Consider the following 17,545-nt stretch of genomic DNA (forward strand, 5'->3'; position numbering starts at 1 on the left):
TATATTAGGGGGATGAGTTTGATGATTAATGTTGAAATGTTTTATGGACGTCAAACAACGGCAATTTCTTGCAGGGAGGATGAAGAAGAACTCAATGAACTGCCTTCTTTGGAAAAGCGTCCCGCTGTCAAAATTGATAAAAAGTTTCTTTTTTGCCAACGTTGCGGCAAAAAAACCCCTTTAAAGGAAGTTTTGCTGCCAAACGGTGATTTCTATTGCCCCCATTGCATCATGCTCGGTAGAATGTCGACTTCTACTATATTATACAGCATCAAAGAGCCCAACGCCTTTCAAAAATATGGTTCGGATGTTTTGAGTTGGCACGGAAAGCTGTCGAATCAGCAAAAAACGGCATCCGATTCTTTGCTAAAAGCGGCATCTTTGCCTGGAGACCATCTGTTGTGGGCAGTTACCGGTGCCGGCAAGACAGAGATGACCTTTGCCACGTTACAGGATGCTTTGATCAAAGGCAAGCGTATCTGTTTTGCCGCACCGAGAATCGACGTGATTAATGAGCTTTTCCCAAGATTGAAAGCGGCTTTTGCAACGATTGACATCATCTGTCTTCATAGTCGTTCAAATGCAAAATATCGCTATACTCAGTTCGTACTGTGTACGACGCACCAGTTGATGCGTTTTTATCGGGCGTTTGATTTGATGATTATTGATGAAGTCGATTCTTTTCCGTTTCTTGGCAATGAATCGCTTGAATATGCTGCTAAAAATGCATTAAAAGCAGGCGGAACTCGACTTTTTTTGACGGCAACTCCTGATGAAAAACTGCAAAGAAGGATAAAAAAGAAGGAAATCGACGTGATTTACCTTCCGATTAGATTTCATCAAAATCCGCTTCCTGTCCCCAAAGTCGTTTGTTGCTTTCGGTTAAGGGAAAAGCTTTTTTCTGAAAGAATTCCTGGTGCGGTTAAAAAATCTTTGACGGAATTTGAAAATGAGGGATATCCTTTTTTGGTTTTCGTGCCGACAATCGATTTGTTGGAAAAGGTTCATGAAATCCTTCATGAAATTTTGTCTGAAAGTTGTTCGGGAACAACGGTTCATGCAGGGGATCCGGAAAGAATCGAGAAGGTTCAGGCCATGCGTGACGGCAAATATCGTTACTTGGTGACGACGACGATTTTGGAACGCGGAGTGACTTTTCCAAAGCTGAACGTTTTGGTTCTTTGTGCAGACGCATCGGAATTCAATCTGCCTGCGCTTGTTCAGATTGCTGGACGTGCCGGAAGAAGCAGTGAAAGGCCGGACGGACACGTGAGATTTTTTTGCGACAATTATACCAAGCGAATCAAAGGCTCGATTGAACAGATTAAAAGGATGAATCGAAAGGCAGGGCGATATTGTAAATGAATGAGTGCTTATTATGCGGAAGAAGACTAAAACAGAACATGACTTTTGACTTTTTATTTTCGTTTAGACCGTTGGAGCAATCAGTTGTTTGCAAAGCTTGTCGCCAAAAATTCGAAAAAATTGATTTTAAGACCTCATGTCCCGGTTGCGGAAGGCAGATGTCCGAAAAAACAATCTGTGAAGATTGCAAAAGATGGGAAAAAGCAGGGTACGAGTTGCTTTTTAATCAAGCGCTTTACAAATATGACGAAAACATGAAAGCCTACGTTACAAGATACAAGTTTATGGGGGATTATCGATATCGCTTGATTTTTGCAAATGAGTTCCAAGAAAAAGTTGCTGAATTTCAAAAACAAGGATATGCGATCGTCCCGATTCCGGTTGACAGGGAGACGTTTGAAAAAACGCGCGGGTTTAATCAGGTTCTTGGTTGGCTTGGAAAAATTGATTGTGAAAATTATCTTGTGATGCGCCAAAATAAAGGGCGCTTGAAGCAGTCGCACAAGGATCGTGCGATGAGAATGAAAACAAAACAACCTTTTGAATATGTCGGTCCAAATAATCTGAGCGACAAAAAGATCTTGTTGGTCGATGACATCTATACGACGGGACGAACGCTTTATCATGCGAAAACGCTTTTGGAAGATGCAGGCGCAAAATTTGTGACTTCTGTGACGTTGGCGAGATAAAATTGTGAAGGTTATTTATTTTTTTAAATATCTCAAGGCTTTTGATTGTTATTTAAAGCGTTTTCTATTATAATATAGGTGTAGATGAGATATGAGACATCATATCAAACCTTCTGAGCAAAGATGTTCAGAAGCGAAAGGAGAGGTTTACCATGTTAAAAATCAATGTTCGTGGTGAAAATATCGAAGTTACTGGTTCAATTCGCGAATACGTCGAAAAGAAGCTTAAAAAGCTTGAGAAGTATTTCGAAGATACGTCCAGTTCAATGGCTCACGTAAATCTAAAAGTTTATTCGGATAAGAATTGCAAAGTTGAAGTTACGATTCCTCTTCCGTATCTTGTTTTAAGAGCCGAAGAAACCTCACCTGATATGTATGCAAGTATTGACTTGGTAACTGATAAGCTTGAACGCCAGATCAGAAAGTACAAGACAAAGCTTAACCGTAAGTCGCGCGAAAAGGGTTTCAAGACATTTGAGTTCGTCCCGACGTCCGATCCTAAAGAAGCAGCTGCAGAAGACAAAAAATTCGAGATTGTTCGTACAAAGAGTGTTTCGTTGAAGCCGATGGACGCCGAGGAGGCAATCTTGCAAATGGACATGTTGGGTCATGATTTCTTCATCTACGAAGATGCTGAAACTTCAGGCATCGACATTGTTTATCGGCGTCGCGACGGACGTTATGGTCTGATTGAAGCAAGCGATGAAGAATAATTAAATTGAATTTTAAAGAACCCGGATTAGTTCCCCCGGGTTCTTTTTGTTGTGGCGACGGTTTGAAAAAATGCAGATTAAAGCACAAAAGATGCTCAGGAGTTGATGAATCAAACATTCGGTCGGATGCCCCTGGGATAATTTAAGCTCACCCTTTAATTTGTTTGAAAATAATGATAAAATGTAACTTGGTATACTGAATAATAGAAATAACCATCATAGAAGTTAAAAGCAGTTAGAAAGGATTTATGAAGTAAATGGCTAATATCCTTAAAAAGTGGGTCGAAAGCGACAATCGCGAACTTAAGCGATTGACTAAAATTGCTGATAAAGTAGAGGCCTATGCGCAAGACATGGCTGAGTTGTCAGATGATGATCTTAAGGCAAAAACCCCCGAATTCAAAAAACGTTACCAAGCGGGCGAAACGCTTGACGATCTCTTGCCAGAAGCGTTTGCAGTAGCACGCGAAGGGGCTAAGCGCGTTCTTGGACTTTATCCTTATCATGTCCAGATTATTGGCGGAATCGTCTTGCACGAAGGCAATATTGCCGAAATGAAGACGGGCGAAGGTAAAACTTTGACGGCTACGATGCCTGTTTATCTGAATGCTCTTGCAGGCGAAGGCGTTCATGTCGTTACGGTCAACGAATATCTTTCATCGCGTGATGCGACCGAGATGGGGGAACTGTACAATTGGCTCGGACTCAGCGTCGGCTTGAACATTACGGGCAAAACTCCTGAAGAAAAACGCGAAGCATACAATTGCGACATCACCTATTCGACCAACAGCGAACTCGGTTTTGATTATCTTCGCGACAACATGGTCGTTTATCGTGAAGAGATGGTACAGCGTCCGCTCAATTTCTGCATCGTTGACGAAGTCGATTCCATCTTGATTGACGAAGCTCGTACTCCATTGATCATTTCGGGCCAGTCATCGGGAACGACGCTTGATTATACGAGAACCGATCGTTTTGCCAAAACGTTGGAGAAGGATACGGATTTTAAGATTGATCTCGAATCAAAGACGGTTTCGTTGACTGAAAAAGGAATTCGCAAAGGCGAACAATATTTTGGCACGCAGAATCTGTTCGACCCTGACAATACGGCGTTGAATCACCACTTGGACAATGCGCTGAGAGCAAACTACATCATGATTCGAGACAAGGATTATGTTGTTCAGGACGGCAAAGTTTTGATTGTTGATCAATTTACGGGCCGTATTATGGACGGCCGCCGTTATTCTGACGGTTTGCACCAGGCCATCGAAGCCAAGGAACACGTTGAAATCGAAGAAGAAACAAAGACGATGGCCAATATCACCTATCAGAACTTCTTCAGAATGTATAAGAAACTTTCCGGCATGACTGGGACGGCTAAGACGGAAGAGGAAGAATTCCGTGAAATTTACAATATGGAAGTTATTTCGATTCCGACGAATAAGCCTGTAATTCGTGACGATCGTCCGGATATTTTGTATCCTAACCTTAAGAGCAAATTTAAGGCCGTGGTTGAAGATATTAAAGAACGTCATGCCAAAGGACAGCCGATTCTTGTCGGAACCGTTGCGGTCGAAACAAGCGAACTTCTTTCAGCGATGCTTGATCAGGCCGGTGTTCCGCATGCTGTTTTGAACGCAAAAAACCATGCCAAAGAAGCTGAAATCATCATGAATGCCGGACAGCGCGGTGCCGTTACGATTGCAACGAATATGGCCGGGCGCGGTACCGATATCAAGCTTGGGCCGGGAGTCCGTGAACTTGGCGGATTAGCCGTTATCGGGACCGAACGCCATGAGTCGCGTCGTATCGATAATCAGTTGCGCGGTCGTTCAGGACGCCAGGGAGATCCTGGCGTATCTCAATTCTATCTCTCGCTTGAAGACGATTTGATGCTTCGTTTTGGGACGGACAGAGTTAAGCGCTTCTTGGAAACGATGAATTTGGATGATGAAGATGCCGTGATTCAATCCAAGATGATTACGAAACAAGTCGAGTCTGCTCAAAAGCGCGTTGAAGGCAATAACTACGATATGCGCAAGCAGGTTCTTCAATATGACGATGTCATGAGAGCTCAGCGTGAGGTCATCTATAAGCAGCGTCAGCAAGTCATTATGGAAGAGAAATCATTAAAGCCAGTCATCATGCCGATGATCAAGCGTACGGTTGAGCACGTGGTTCAGATGCATGCGGGCGGCGAACAAAGGGAATGGGATCTTCAAGGAATCGTTGATTTCGCCGTTTCGGCAATGGTTCCTGAAGACAGCATTTCCGTAAGCGATCTTGAAGGTAAGACCGTCGATGAAATGGTTTCGTATTTAATGGATCGTGCCGAAGCAAATTACAAGACGAAGGAAAAGCAGCTTTACGACGCAAGTCAAATGCTTGAATTTGAGAAGGTCGTTATTTTGCGTGTCGTTGACTCGCATTGGACCGATCATATTGACGAAATGGATCAGTTGCGCCAATCGATCGGACTTCGCGGCTATGGTCAGCTGAATCCTCTGGTCGAATACCAATCTGACGGGTTCAAGATGTTTGAACAAATGATTGGCGACATCGAATATGAAGTGACTCGTTTGTTCTTGAAAGCTGAAATTCGTCAAAACATCAAACGTTAACAAGTAAGAATCAAAAAGGCGGTTAACTAACGGATGGCATAAAGTGCTGATTATGCACTGGCTTTGTCTCGGGGAGGCTGCCTTTTTTATGGATAACCATTAGGAGGTCAATAATGGAATACAGTGATTATAAGAAAGAAATCGAGGCCATGAGTGCCAAGATCTCGGACTTTAGGGGGTCTCTTTGACTTAGACGGGTTGCAAGAGGCAATAGCCGACAATGAATCTAAGATGGCAGATCCTGATTTTTGGAACAATCAAGAAGAAGCTCAAAAAGTTATCAATGAAAACAACGAATTAAAGAACAAATATGATAATTTCAATCAGCTTGAAGAGGCAATTGAAGATTTGGAAGTTTTGCTTGAAATGGTTCAAGAAGAAGATGATGATGAACTCGTTTCGGAATTGTCAGAAAAGTTCGAGCTTGCCCAAAAGAAGATGCAAGAGTATCAGCTGTCACTGCTTTTGAACGGCAAGTACGACAAAGACAATGCTATTTTGGAACTTCATCCTGGAGCAGGCGGGACCGAATCTCAAGATTGGGGATCGATGCTGCTCAGAATGTATACTCGTTGGGCAGAACAGCATGGTTTCAGTGTTGAAACGGATGATTATCAAGCTGGGGATGAGGCCGGAATCAAGTCGGTTACACTGACTATTTCCGGGCACAATGCTTATGGATATTTGAGAAGCGAAAAAGGCGTGCACCGCCTGGTTCGTATCTCTCCTTTTGATTCGGCCGGCAGACGTCACACGTCATTTTGTTCAGTGAACGTAATGCCGGAACTGGATGATGATGTTGAGGTTGATTTGCGTCCTGAAGACATTAAGATGGAAGTTTTCCGTTCCTCAGGCGCCGGTGGTCAGCATATTAACAAAACTTCATCAGCTGTTCGTTTGATTCACATTCCGACCGGAATCGTCGTTTCGAGTCAGGCACAACGTTCGCAATTCCAAAACCGTGCAACTGCTGAAAAGATGCTGCGTTCAAAACTTTATCAAATGGAATTGGAAGAACAGGAGAAAAAGCGTGCCGCCATTCAGGGCGAACAATTGGACATCGGATGGGGTTCACAAATCAGATCATACGTGTTCCATCCGTATTCAATGGTCAAGGATCATCGAACAAATTATGAAACAGGCAATATCTCAAGCGTAATGGACGGTGATCTTGACGGTTTCATCAACGCATATCTTCAATGGAATCTTAAAAAGGAAAATCCGCGTTGATCAAGATAAGCAAATGATACCTAAATGTAACAACTGTGAAAAAAACGTTACCTTATAAATGATATAATGTAAAGTGTTGTTAATGAATTAGGAAGGGAGAAGTTCCTTTGATTGAATATAAGAACGTTGTCAAAGAATATCCGAACGGTGTTTTAGCAACTGATCATATCTCGCTTAAAATCGAACAGGGTGAATTCGTTTATGTCGTTGGGCCAAGCGGTGCCGGCAAATCGACTTTTATCAAGATGATGTATCATCAAGAAGTTCCGACTTCAGGTGAGATTAAAGTCAACGAATATGAACTTGAAAAAATGAAAAACAGCGAAGTGCCTTACTTGCGACGCGAACTTGGAATTGTTTTTCAAGATTTCAAGCTGTTGCCGCGGTTGACCGTTTTTGAAAACATTGCCTATGCTCTCCAAGTTATTGAAAAGAAACCGGAAGAAGTTCAAAAACGAGTCGTTCGTGTACTTGATCTTGTCGGTCTTTCTCATAAGGCAGACAGTTTTCCGAATGAATTGTCCGGTGGTGAACAGCAACGTATCGCGATTGCGCGCGCAATTGCAAACAAGCCAAGCATTTTGATTGCGGACGAACCGACCGGGAACCTTGATCCGGAAACGGCGGAAGGAATCATGGAAATCATGGAACGCATTAATAATGACGGCACGACCGTTGTTATGGCAACTCACAACAGCTATATCGTCAACGAATATAAGCATCGTGTCATTGAGATTGCCGATGGCCGCATTATTCGCGATCAAGAAGGAGGAGAATACGAAGATGAAATCAGTAACGATTAAGCGACATCTGCGCGAGAGTTTTAAGAGTCTCAAGCGCAACGGTTGGATGTCGGTTGCTGCCGTCAGTGCCGTAACGGTTACGCTTCTTTTGGTCGGCGTATTGCTGTCAATTTTGTTAAACGTCAACAAGGTTGCGACTGATATTGAAAATGACGTTCAAGTTCGAGTTATTATTGATCGCGGTACGAATAAGAAGCAAGAAGCTGCTTTGAAGAAAAAGCTTGAAAAAATCGACGGCGTTAAAAAGATTGAATTTTCGAGCAAGAAAAAAGAATTGGATAATGTCGTTGGTGTTTACGGCAAAGAGTTCAATTTGTTCAAAGGCGACGACAATCCTCTTTCTGACGTCTATGTCGTAAGCGCGACAACGCCGAAAAAAACGATCACCGTTGCACAAAAAGCCAAGAAGCTGAGACACGTATCCGATGCGAAGTATGGCGGAGCATCAGCCAAAAAGCTTTTCAGCGTTGTTGCAAGCATTCAGCGTTGGGGCATTACGATCAGTCTTTTGCTGTTGTTTGTGGCAGTCTTCCTGATTTCGAATACGATCAGAATTACGATTTTATCGCGTAAAAATGAAATTGCGATTATGCGCTTGGTTGGTGCCACCAACGGTTATATCCGTTGGCCGTTCATTTTGGAAGGCGCATGGACCGGGCTTTTAGGGGCGATTCTGCCAATTTTGATTGTTGATGGCCTGTATTTTTGGATGTATGGCGTAATTACGGCGTCATTGTCCGGAACAAGCTACTCTCTTTTGACTCCTGGAACGTTTCTTTGGGAAATCGACGTTCTTTTGGCTACAATCGGAATTATTATCGGTGCGCTCGGTTCCGGTCTTTCGATGAGCCGTTTCTTGAAAATCTAGACAGAATGCAGGTGCTGTATTTTGATGCGAAAAAGACTTTCTCATTTTTGGGAAAGTCTTTTTTGGCTTTAAAGCAAGTTTTTGTGGCCGATATTTAAAAGCGAATGGAAAAAAGGAGGATCCAAGCATGCGAATTAATACGAACGTTGATGCGATGCGAGCATATTCGAACTATGTGACCTGGAACGCGGTCAAAAGCAAGTCGCTTTTAAGAATTTCGTCTGGAAAAAGAATCAATTCATTTGCGGATGATCCAGCCGGGGCATGTATCGCAGTGAAGATGGGAGCTCAAGTCAGCGGACTAAAGGTTGCCAAAAGAAATGCGCAAGACGGAATTTCACTGATTCAGACGGCAGAAGGTGCTTTAAACGAAACGCACAGTATTTTGGGAAGAATGCGCGATTTGGCAGTTCAAGCCGCTAACGGGACGTTGACTTATGAAGATCGTGCCGCAATTGATAAAGAATTTCAGGCTTTGCGTCAGGAAATCGATCGAATCGGCAACAGCAGCCAATTCAATACGATTAATTTGCTTGACGGATCAAGGAATAAGATTACTTTGCAAGTTGGTGCAAATGCCGGACAAACGATGGATGTCGAACTCAGCGACATGCGTTTTGATGCAATTTTCAAAACAACGAACGGCAAGCTCAGCGTAACCGATGCTAATGGTCAAACAGTCGATGTCGAAATGGGCCTTTGCGGCAGCCAGGAGACCATTAAAAAATATAACGATGCAAAAGATGCATATAATGCGGCAGCCAACAGTTTGGCTTTGGCCAAGGCAAAAGGACAAAATACTTCTGCTTTGGAACAAGAAGTTGCCGCAAAGAAAGCTGCCTTTGAAAAGGTGGGGCAAGATCTTAATCGTGAAGGACAAAATTATGCGACGATCGTCATGAATCAAGTCGACAAAGCAATCAGCACCGTTTCGCTTCAGCGTGCCGGACTTGGCGCAACGCAAAATGCGCTGCAGCATACGATTAATTATCTTGAAAACAGCGCAATTAATCTCTCTGATGCTCAGTCAAGAATTGAAGATTGCGATATTGCTGAAGAAATGATGAATTTCACCAAGGCAAATCTGATGTCTCAAGTGGCAGCAGCGATGCTTGCGCAGGCAAATTCAGAGCCGAACACGGTGCTTACGCTGCTTAACAGTTTGCCGAAAGCAAATGCGTTTTGACGGATTTGAATAGTTAGGGAAAAGATATGCCTCAATTAAAAAACCGGATGATTTGCAACTGATTGCAAATCATCCGGCTTTTTAATATGTGTTACAATTGCCTTATGGTGGAAATAGCCTAAAGCGACACATGTCGGTAAATTTGACTGAGAGCTTGCATGCTGATTGAGAAGGTGATGCACGGCACTGTGTTCGGTAAAATATCATGCCGCTTATCTTCGCCCTTTCTTTTTTCTCTAATTTTTTCCTTTGCGTTGTTAATTTGTTATAATTAGGTTAAACGCCAAAAGAGGGGGATAAATGTATGAGTTTGTTGGAAAGCTTTCTGAAATACTTTATTCAGCCATTGCTGTTGGCAGCCGTCATTGCAGTGCTGATACGGTACTTTTCAAGAGTCAAATATGAAAGAAAAACATTCAGGATAGCGATTGATCGTGATTTTTACGAAGGACGTCATTTCTTGAAAAATGCCTTGAGCTTTTTTTTCATCGCTGCAATCGTTACGGTGCTTTCAGGCGTTTCGATTCCTGAAAAAACGATTCTTATGTATCAGGCTTTGGGAATCATCGCGCTGCTTTTTGGTCAGGCCGTCGATTTGAGTCTTACGGCGGTTTTGGCAACAGGATTAATAACGCTTTTGTGTTGTCAATTTGATGTTCGGTCCTTTCTTTTGCCGGATTCGCTGAATCAGCATTTCGGATTTGCGATTCTTGTTTTGGCAGCTTTATGTGCCGGCTTCCAGGTGGCTCTTGCCAAAGAAAAAGAAACAGAATGGTTTACGCCTAAAGTCAAAAACGGCAAACGCGGTCGCAAAATCGTCGGCTATTATTTCAGAGAAATGACGATTGTTCCCTTGATTTTGCTGCTCCCGCTCAGAGATGGAACGCAGTCGGCATTTTTTTGGCCGCTTTCAGGAATCAGCGACGTGCATTTTACGTTATTTTTGATGCCGCTTTTGGTTGCGACAAACGTGAAAACGTTCAAGCGGAGCTTTTCTTCGAGTCTCGGATATTACAGGCGACATAAATCGTTGCAATGCGGAATGGGACTGCTTTTTTCGATAATTGCCGCATTCGTTCCAAAATCAAGTTTGGTTTTATTGCTTGTAATGTTTTTAACCGAGCTTATTTTTATTGTCAAGCAGTCGGCATTTGATGGAAAAGGTCAATTCTGGTACGTTGAAACAAGTGACGGAGCAAGGGTTGTTGCGGTTAAGAGCGGAACTCCCGCTGCTAAGATGAAACTGGTTCCCGGTGACGTGATTTTGGAATGCAACAAAGTTAAGATTGCCAATGCGGACGAATTGTATCAGGCATTACAAAAAAATTCAGCGTACTGTCACCTGTTGGTCAAAACGATGGACGGGGAGCTTAAAATTTGCGAAAGTGCGCTTTATGCAGACGCACCGCATGAAATAGGGATTATTTTATTTGATTAGAGGTGTTTTTTTTGAAAAAAATTTTGGTCGTTGACGATGAAAAGGCGATCGTGACTCTGTTAGAATATAATTTGAAGAAGGCAGGCTATAGCGTCGACACCGTTTCTGAAGGCGTCAGCGCTTATAATATGGCCGTGACCGGGAAATATGATTTTATTTTGCTCGATCTGATGCTTCCCGGAATGGACGGAATTGAAATAACGAGACGTTTGCGTCAGGAACGAATCGAAACACCGATTATCATTTTAACTGCTCGTGATCAAGAGTATGATAAGATCATCGGACTTGAACTTGGAGCGGATGACTATTTGACGAAACCTTTTTCTCCAAGAGAAGTTATCGCAAGAATCAAAGCAATCAGTCGCCGGATAACGTCATCATCAGATGAGGGTGGCGCAAGTCAGCCGGCCAAGGTCGAAAAGGAATTTTATGAATATGCCGGATTTACCGTTGATTTGGCCAAAGTTTCAGTGACAAGAAACGGAGAACGCGTAAAGCTTACGCCAAAAGAATTTGAATTACTGGCCTATTTTGTCAAGCGTCCGGGAAGAGTCCTCAGTCGCGAAAAGCTTCTGAACGGTGTCTGGGGTTACGACTACGTTGGCCAGACGCGCATGGTCGACATGCATGTCAGTCATCTTAGAGAAAAGCTCGAAGACGATCCGAAGCACCCTGTTTATATTCAGACCGCTAGAGGATTCGGTTATCGTTTTAACGGTGATGCTAAATGAAAGCAACTAAGATTTTTGGCTATAATGCGTTGATATGTCTTTTTGCAAGAATATTCAACGAAATTTTCATTAAACTTTTTTTAGACGGAGATTTAACGACAAAAGAAAAAATTTTCGGAGCATTGGCCTGGTGTTTTTTGCTTGAATGCGCATTTCAAATCGTGCAGCGCTTCAAACGCATAAAAACGTTGAACATGTTGACGCAAAAGCTGATTGAAATTACGAATCAAAAACCTTCAAGCCATATTTTATTGGAACGGGGGAATGATTATGTCGAGCTTGCTCGTGCAATCAATGCGGTTCAAAGCAGTTCCAAACGGTTTTTAAAGCTGTTCAGGCAACAAACGAGAGACTACTTGTCATTGATGGAATCAATGACTTCAGGAGTGGTCGTTTTTGATCGCAACAAGGAAATTACTCTTTACAATCATCTTTTGGAAGAGATTTTGGTTCTCCCTCCAAAGCCCAAGGGCAGACCTTTTTATGTCGTGTTTCATGATGCAAAACTTGTCAGCATGGCTCAAAAGGCTTATGAAACAAAAGAAGATCAGCATATGATCTGGGAAGATCAAACAGAAGGCGGAATCAAGTATTATGACGTCCATGCAATCTATGTTCCTTTGTCGCGACATCATTATTCGGTGATGTGCCTGTTTAACGACATCACGAGCGAGCGTCGCATTGCTCAGATGCAGCGAGATTTCGTGGCAAACGTCGGGCATGAATTAAAAACGCCGGTTACTGCAATCAGGGGGTTTAGCGAAACGTTGCTTGAAGGCGCATTGGACGATAAGGAAACGGCCTCTGAATTTGTCAAAATCATTCTTGAACAAAGCAAACAGCTTACGGATTTGATCAATGACATCTTGTCTTTGTCAAAAATTGATGCGTCAAAGGGAGATACTTTCGTCAAAATCAAACTCAGGAAATTTATCGAGCGAATCGTGCAACAGTTTGAGCCGGCGATTGGCGAGAAAAAAATCAGTTTTATCGATAAAATAGCGCCTGATGTCGAAATCGTCTGCGATGAAAAGAAACTGCAGCACATTATTTCCAATCTCATGCAAAATGCAGTACGCTATAATAAAGAAGGCGGTTCAATTGAAGTTTCTGCCGTGATTTTAGAAAATGAATGGTGCTTTTTGATTAAAGATACCGGTCAAGGCATCAAGCATGAAGATCTTGGAAGAATTTTTGAAAGATTTTATCGCGGCGACAAATCACGTTCGCAGGAAGGAACGGGTCTTGGTCTGTCAATCGTCAAAGAATACGTAGATTCTCTTTCGGGGATGATTGACGTGACGAGCGTGCCTAATGCTTGGACCGAGTTCATGGTAACGTTGCCGGAGTTCAGTGAAAACAAAGTAAGCGAGGTAGAGAAGTGAAGAAAAAATTATATCGATCTAATCATGGCCTGATTTGCGGAGTATGCACAGGCTTTGCTGAATATTTCAACGTCAATCCGTGGATCGTCAGAGGAATTTTTCTGGCAATCGCAATAATTGCGGAATTTTTCCCGCCGATGGTTTACGTGGTTATTTTGGCATATCTGATTTTGGCGCTTGTGATGCCTAAGAAACCAGAACAGTATAATGACGTTTTTACGTTGTTAAAAGATTTGTTCAGCGGAGAAAACAGGTCAGGCAGTGACCAATCCAAGCGGTCGCAAGAACAGGGGAGAAAAATTGTGACTGATGCCAAGGAAAGAGACGTTAAGAAAAGAAAGGACGACAAATAATGGGGGTTTGGCAACGATGTCTGGTAAACGCATTGGTATTTTTAGCAACGGCAGGATTTTTTCCAGATGCTTTGCATGTCGCAAACGTGCCGACGGCTTTTTTAGCGGCAATCGTTTTAGGACTGCTTAATATGTCGGTCAAGCCGATTCTGCTTGTTTTATCTTTGCCGATTACGGTCGTGACGCTGGGTATTTTCTATTTGATCATCAACGGACTGATGTTGGAACTGACTTCTGTCGTGATGGGTGGCCTGTTCCAATTTTCAAGTTTTACGTCAGCGTTTATGATTGCAATCGTTTTGAGCATCGTAAATTTGATTATTACGGATCATTTATCATAAAAAGTCTGAAATGATGGTGATGAAAGCGCTTGAAAATGGTACAATTGACACAGATAATATAATTATAATTTGATAATGAAAATGACAGGGGTTGTTTTTGCATGGATAGCGTAACGGTAAAAGAACTTGTTGATGCGGTAGGATTGACGGTTTATTCAGGAGATAAGCATCTTGAAGACAGAAAAATAGCAACTGACGATATTTCGCGACCAGGTTTGGAATTAACCGGATATTTTGATTATTATCCCCAAGAGCGCGTTCAGTTGTTCGGAATGACGGAAATCTCATATGCTCACAAGATGGATCCTGAAGAGCGTTTAGAAGTCATGGATAAGCTTTGCGGAGAAAATACGCCTTGTTTCGTCGTTTCGAGGTACTTGTCGATTCCTGTTGAAATGGAAAAAGCAGCTGAAAAGCACGGTATCCCGATTTTGCGCTCCAAGCTTCCGACGACGCGCCTTTCGGCCAAGATGACCGACTATTTAGGCGGGCGGCTGGCTGAAAGAAAGTCTTTGCACGGCGTGTTGGTCGATATTTACAGTTTGGGTGTTTTGATTACCGGTGATTCAGGCGTCGGTAAATCAGAAACGGCTTTGGATCTTATCAAGCGCGGACATCGCTTGATTGCGGACGATCGTGTCGAGGTCTATCAACAGGATGAGCAGACGCTTGTCGGAGAGGCACCGGAAATTTTAAGGCACATGCTTGAAATTCGCGGAGTTGGCATCATTGACGTGATGAATCTTTTCGGAGCAGGAGCCGTTCGTTCCAAGACCGACATCTCTTTGATTATTCATCTCGAAAATTGGGATAAGGATAAGAAATTCGATCGTCTTGGAAACGGTGAACAAAAGGTTCGCATTTTTGACGTTGAGATTCCAAAGATTACGATTCCGGTGAAAGTCGGGCGCAACCTTGCAATCATCATTGAGGCTGCCGCAATGAATTTCAGAGCCAAGACGATGGGATATGACGCAACAAAAGCGTTTGAAGACAATTTGAATGCCTTGATTCAGAAAAATTCGGTCAACTAGGGAATGGAGGAATGAAAGAATTGGGACTTTTTTTTGGTGAGATCGATCCGATCGCATTGAAACTTGGACCGATTGCGGTTCACTGGTATGGCGTCATCATCGGCATGGCGGTCTTGCTTGCTCTGTATTTGTCAATCAGGGAAGGCGAAAGAAGAGGCATTCATGAAGATAATTTTTATGATTTTTTGATTGTGGCACTGCCGGTTGCGATTATCTGCGCCAGAATCTATTACGTTGTTTTTGAATGGAACTACTATGCTTCAAATCCTGCTGAAATTATTCGCATCTGGGACGGAGGCATTGCCATTTATGGCGGGTTGATCGGAGCAGTTTTGACGCTGATTATTTTCTGCCGGGTGAAAAATCTTTCACCGTGGCTTTTTATGGACGTTATGGCTCCAACCGTCATCATGGCTCAAGGAATCGGTCGTTGGGGAAATTTTGTCAATCAGGAAGCGCATGGTGTTCAGACGACAAGAGCGTTTTTAGAACGATTGTGCCTACCGGATTTTATCATTAATCAGATGAAGATTGACGGCATTTACTATCAGCCGACGTTTTTGTATGAATCGATCTGGGATCTCCTGGGGTTTGGCATACTGATGTGGTTCAGGCACAAGAATCATTTGTTCAAACGCGGCGAAGTTGTTTTGAGCTATGTCATTTGGTATTCGTTTGGACGTTTCTTTATCGAAGGAATGCGGACTGACAGTCTGATGCTTGGTCCGTTGCGAGTTTCGCAGTGGTTGTCCGTCTTCTTGTTCTTTTTTGGCATTGGTTTGATTTTGTATCGAAGATATTGGCATCCGAACAATCCGTGGTATCTCGATGGAAACGTCGACTACGATTGAAAATTTTACTTAACAAAATGTTATTTTAAGTAAATTTTTTAAGAGAATTTATCAAATTGCGCATGTCTTGTGTTAGAATATAGTATACTGAAGTTGAAGCTATTAATTAGGGGTGATTTTATGAGTTGGAAAGAAACTTATAACGCTTGGAAAAACTATCGGGAACTTGAACCTGATTTAAAAGATGAGCTTGCAAAGCTTGAAGGAAACGATGAAGCTTTGGAAGATGCTTTTTATGCTCCGATGGAATTCGGAACGGCGGGGATGCGCGGCGTAATCGGAGTCGGCATCAATCGAATGAATGTTTACACGGTTCGTCAGGCAACTGAAGGTCTTGCGTCATTGATGGATACTCTTGACGAAGAAACAAAGCGTCGCGGCGTTGCCATCAGTTATGATTCTCGTCATAAGTCTCAGGAATTTGCATTTGAATCGGCACGTGTTTTGGGGGCTCATGGCATCCCGAGCTTTGTTTTTGAAAGCCTGCGTCCGACGCCCGAACTTTCGTTTACGGTGCGTCATTTGCACGCTTATGCCGGGATCATGATTACCGCAAGCCATAATCCTAAACAATATAACGGCTATAAGATTTATGGCGAAGACGGTGCTCAAATGCCCCCGAAAGAATCAGACCTGATTACGAAGTACATTCGTGAAGTCGATGATATTTTTGCAGTTGAAGCAGCTGACAAGGATGCTTTGATCGATGACGGCACGCTGAAAGTCATCGGTTCTGAAATCGACAAGGAGTATTTGGCTGAAGTCAAAAAAGTAACGGTTGATCCGGAACTTGTTGCAGAAGAAGGCAAGACGATGAAGCTGATTTTCACTCCGCTTCACGGTACGGGCGCAATGCTTGGCGAAAAGGCTTTGCGTCAAGCTGGTTTTGAAGATTTCACGATGGTTCCCGAACAAGCGACTCCGGATGCTGATTTTTCAACCGTGGAACATCCCAATCCTGAATTTCCCGAAGCATTCGACCTTGCAATCAAGCTTGGCAAGCGAGATGATGCTGATTTGCTGATTGCCGTCGATCCGGACGCTGATCGTTTGGGTGCCGCTGTTCGTCAGCCGGATGGAGATTATAAGCTTTTGACGGGAAATCAGATTGCTGCGATCATGCTCAACTATATTTTGACCGCACGCAAAAATGCAGGGACGCTGCCTGAAAACGGTGCATTGGTCAAGTCGATCGTTTCAAGCGAATTTGCGGCTAAGATTGCCAAGGACTTTGGATGCGATACGGTCAACGTTTTGACTGGATTCAAGTTCATTGCCGAACAGATTCAGCATTTTGAAGAAACGAACGAGCACACGTTTATGATGGGCTTTGAAGAAAGCTACGGCTATCTTGTTCGTCCGTTCGTGCGTGACAAGGATGCTATCCAATCATTGGTGCTCCTTGCGGAAGTTGCCGCATATTACCGCAAGCAAGGCAAAAACCTTTATGACGGTCTGCAGGAACTCTTCGAAAAGTACGGATACTTTGCTGAAAAGACAACGGCACTTACGTTTGACGGCGTTGAAGGCGCACAGCAGATCAAGAATTTGATGGCTAAGCTTCGTGACGAGGCTCCGGCTGAGTTTGCGGGCGTTAAAGTCGTTTGTGCAGAAGATTTTGCAACTGGCAAAAAGAGCTTTGCCGACGGAAAAGAAGAGAAGATGAATCTTCCGAGCTCAAACGTTTTGAAGTATATCCTGGAAGACGGCACGTGGATTGCCGTTCGTCCTTCGGGAACCGAGCCTAAGATCAAGTTCTATATCGGAACGCAAGGCGATTCGGTTGAAAATTCCAAGGCAAACGTTGCTAAATTTGAAGAAGCAATTCAAGCGTACGTGGATTAAAAAGACAGCAAAGATCTTCACCGGATGAGGGCGAAGATCTTTTTTTAATCATTATTTTTGCGAAACTTTGTTCGAAGTGATACAATATTTCT

Annotated in this window: 16 protein-coding genes; all 16 read left to right on the top strand. The window is 43.1% G+C overall.

Going from position 1 to position 17,545, the window contains the following annotated elements:
* The first annotated feature begins 21 nt into the window (after nt 1-21).
* The 16 genes from LRC_RS03275 to LRC_RS03350 all read left to right on the top strand — a co-directional run bounded on the left by LRC_RS03275 (nt 22) and on the right by LRC_RS03350 (nt 17,453).
* Nucleotides 22-1,365 (top strand): ATP-dependent helicase ComFA, encoded by a 1,344-nt coding sequence (locus LRC_RS03275; protein ID WP_041819904.1) that lies wholly within the window; start codon nt 22-24, stop codon nt 1,363-1,365.
* Nucleotides 1,366-1,523: 158 nt separating this feature from the next.
* Complete coding sequence (locus LRC_RS03280) at nt 1,524-2,054, top strand: ComF family protein (RefSeq protein ID WP_225354881.1); 531 nt, start codon at nt 1,524-1,526, stop codon at nt 2,052-2,054.
* A gap of 152 nt (nt 2,055-2,206) precedes the next feature.
* Entirely contained in the window at nt 2,207-2,767 is a 561-nt protein-coding gene (gene hpf, locus LRC_RS03285; RefSeq protein ID WP_014073144.1) for a ribosome hibernation-promoting factor, HPF/YfiA family, read from the top strand.
* 257 nt (nt 2,768-3,024) lie between these two features.
* On the top strand, nt 3,025-5,388 hold the full coding sequence (secA, locus tag LRC_RS03290; protein WP_014073145.1) for a preprotein translocase subunit SecA: 2,364 nt from the start codon (nt 3,025-3,027) through the stop codon (nt 5,386-5,388).
* A gap of 113 nt (nt 5,389-5,501) precedes the next feature.
* Nucleotides 5,502-6,618, top strand: a protein-coding gene (gene prfB / locus LRC_RS03295; RefSeq protein WP_180376259.1) for a peptide chain release factor 2 whose coding sequence is annotated in 2 segments (ribosomal slippage) — nt 5,502-5,573 and nt 5,575-6,618 — 1,116 coding nt in all. Because the reading frame shifts where the segments join, the coding sequence is not laid out codon by codon here.
* A 107-nt stretch (nt 6,619-6,725) separates the two neighbouring features.
* Nucleotides 6,726-7,421 (top strand): cell division ATP-binding protein FtsE, encoded by a 696-nt coding sequence (gene ftsE, locus LRC_RS03300; protein ID WP_014073147.1) that lies wholly within the window; start codon nt 6,726-6,728, stop codon nt 7,419-7,421.
* Entirely contained in the window at nt 7,402-8,289 is an 888-nt protein-coding gene (ftsX, locus tag LRC_RS03305; protein WP_014073148.1) for a permease-like cell division protein FtsX, read from the top strand. Before ftsE ends, ftsX begins: the two co-directional genes overlap by 20 nt.
* A gap of 127 nt (nt 8,290-8,416) precedes the next feature.
* On the top strand, nt 8,417-9,475 hold the full coding sequence (locus tag LRC_RS03310; protein ID WP_014073150.1) for a flagellin N-terminal helical domain-containing protein: 1,059 nt from the start codon (nt 8,417-8,419) through the stop codon (nt 9,473-9,475).
* A gap of 304 nt (nt 9,476-9,779) precedes the next feature.
* Entirely contained in the window at nt 9,780-10,913 is a 1,134-nt protein-coding gene (locus tag LRC_RS03315; protein ID WP_014073151.1) for a PDZ domain-containing protein, read from the top strand.
* Nucleotides 10,914-10,924: 11 nt separating this feature from the next.
* Complete coding sequence (locus tag LRC_RS03320; RefSeq protein ID WP_041819908.1) at nt 10,925-11,644, top strand: response regulator transcription factor; 720 nt, start codon at nt 10,925-10,927, stop codon at nt 11,642-11,644.
* Nucleotides 11,641-13,029 carry a PAS domain-containing sensor histidine kinase gene (locus LRC_RS03325; RefSeq protein WP_014073153.1) on the top strand — a complete coding sequence of 463 codons (1,389 nt, stop codon included), beginning with the start codon at nt 11,641-11,643 and terminating at the stop codon, nt 13,027-13,029. The genes LRC_RS03320 and LRC_RS03325 overlap by 4 nt, the downstream gene beginning before the upstream one ends.
* Nucleotides 13,026-13,382 (top strand): PspC domain-containing protein, encoded by a 357-nt coding sequence (locus LRC_RS03330; RefSeq protein WP_014073154.1) that lies wholly within the window; start codon nt 13,026-13,028, stop codon nt 13,380-13,382. Before LRC_RS03325 ends, LRC_RS03330 begins: the two co-directional genes overlap by 4 nt.
* The gene (locus LRC_RS03335) at nt 13,382-13,723 is read left to right on the top strand and encodes a phage holin family protein (protein ID WP_014073155.1); all 342 of its coding nucleotides are present in this window, start codon (nt 13,382-13,384) and stop codon (nt 13,721-13,723) included. Before LRC_RS03330 ends, LRC_RS03335 begins: the two co-directional genes overlap by 1 nt.
* A gap of 101 nt (nt 13,724-13,824) precedes the next feature.
* Nucleotides 13,825-14,757, top strand: a complete 933-nt coding sequence (gene hprK / locus LRC_RS03340) for an HPr(Ser) kinase/phosphatase (RefSeq protein WP_014073156.1) — start codon at nt 13,825-13,827, stop codon at nt 14,755-14,757.
* 11 nt (nt 14,758-14,768) lie between these two features.
* Nucleotides 14,769-15,608: a prolipoprotein diacylglyceryl transferase gene (lgt, locus tag LRC_RS03345; RefSeq protein WP_014073157.1), complete on the top strand. Its 840-nt coding sequence runs from the start codon at nt 14,769-14,771 to the stop codon at nt 15,606-15,608.
* Between the two features lie 120 nt (nt 15,609-15,728).
* Nucleotides 15,729-17,453: a phospho-sugar mutase gene (locus tag LRC_RS03350; protein WP_014073158.1), complete on the top strand. Its 1,725-nt coding sequence runs from the start codon at nt 15,729-15,731 to the stop codon at nt 17,451-17,453.
* Nucleotides 17,454-17,545: the final 92 nt, after the last annotated feature.

It is taken from the genome of Ligilactobacillus ruminis ATCC 27782, from assembly GCF_000224985.1.
Lineage (GTDB): Bacteria > Bacillota > Bacilli > Lactobacillales > Lactobacillaceae > Ligilactobacillus > Ligilactobacillus ruminis.

Excerpts from the sequence above, each read along its gene's own strand:
- LRC_RS03275 (WP_041819904.1), top strand. The coding sequence starts at position 22 with ATGATTAATGTTGAAATGTTTTATGGACGTCAAACAACGGCAATTTCT.
- LRC_RS03280 (WP_225354881.1), top strand. The coding sequence starts at position 1,524 with ATGTCCGAAAAAACAATCTGTGAAGATTGCAAAAGATGGGAAAAAGCA.
- hpf (WP_014073144.1), top strand. The coding sequence starts at position 2,207 with ATGTTAAAAATCAATGTTCGTGGTGAAAATATCGAAGTTACTGGTTCA.
- secA (WP_014073145.1), top strand. The coding sequence starts at position 3,025 with ATGGCTAATATCCTTAAAAAGTGGGTCGAAAGCGACAATCGCGAACTT.
- ftsX (WP_014073148.1), top strand. The coding sequence starts at position 7,402 with ATGAAATCAGTAACGATTAAGCGACATCTGCGCGAGAGTTTTAAGAGT.
- LRC_RS03310 (WP_014073150.1), top strand. The coding sequence starts at position 8,417 with ATGCGAATTAATACGAACGTTGATGCGATGCGAGCATATTCGAACTAT.
- LRC_RS03315 (WP_014073151.1), top strand. The coding sequence starts at position 9,780 with ATGAGTTTGTTGGAAAGCTTTCTGAAATACTTTATTCAGCCATTGCTG.
- LRC_RS03325 (WP_014073153.1), top strand. The coding sequence starts at position 11,641 with ATGAAAGCAACTAAGATTTTTGGCTATAATGCGTTGATATGTCTTTTT.
- LRC_RS03335 (WP_014073155.1), top strand. The coding sequence starts at position 13,382 with ATGGGGGTTTGGCAACGATGTCTGGTAAACGCATTGGTATTTTTAGCA.
- hprK (WP_014073156.1), top strand. The coding sequence starts at position 13,825 with ATGGATAGCGTAACGGTAAAAGAACTTGTTGATGCGGTAGGATTGACG.
- lgt (WP_014073157.1), top strand. The coding sequence starts at position 14,769 with ATGAAAGAATTGGGACTTTTTTTTGGTGAGATCGATCCGATCGCATTG.
- LRC_RS03350 (WP_014073158.1), top strand. The coding sequence starts at position 15,729 with ATGAGTTGGAAAGAAACTTATAACGCTTGGAAAAACTATCGGGAACTT.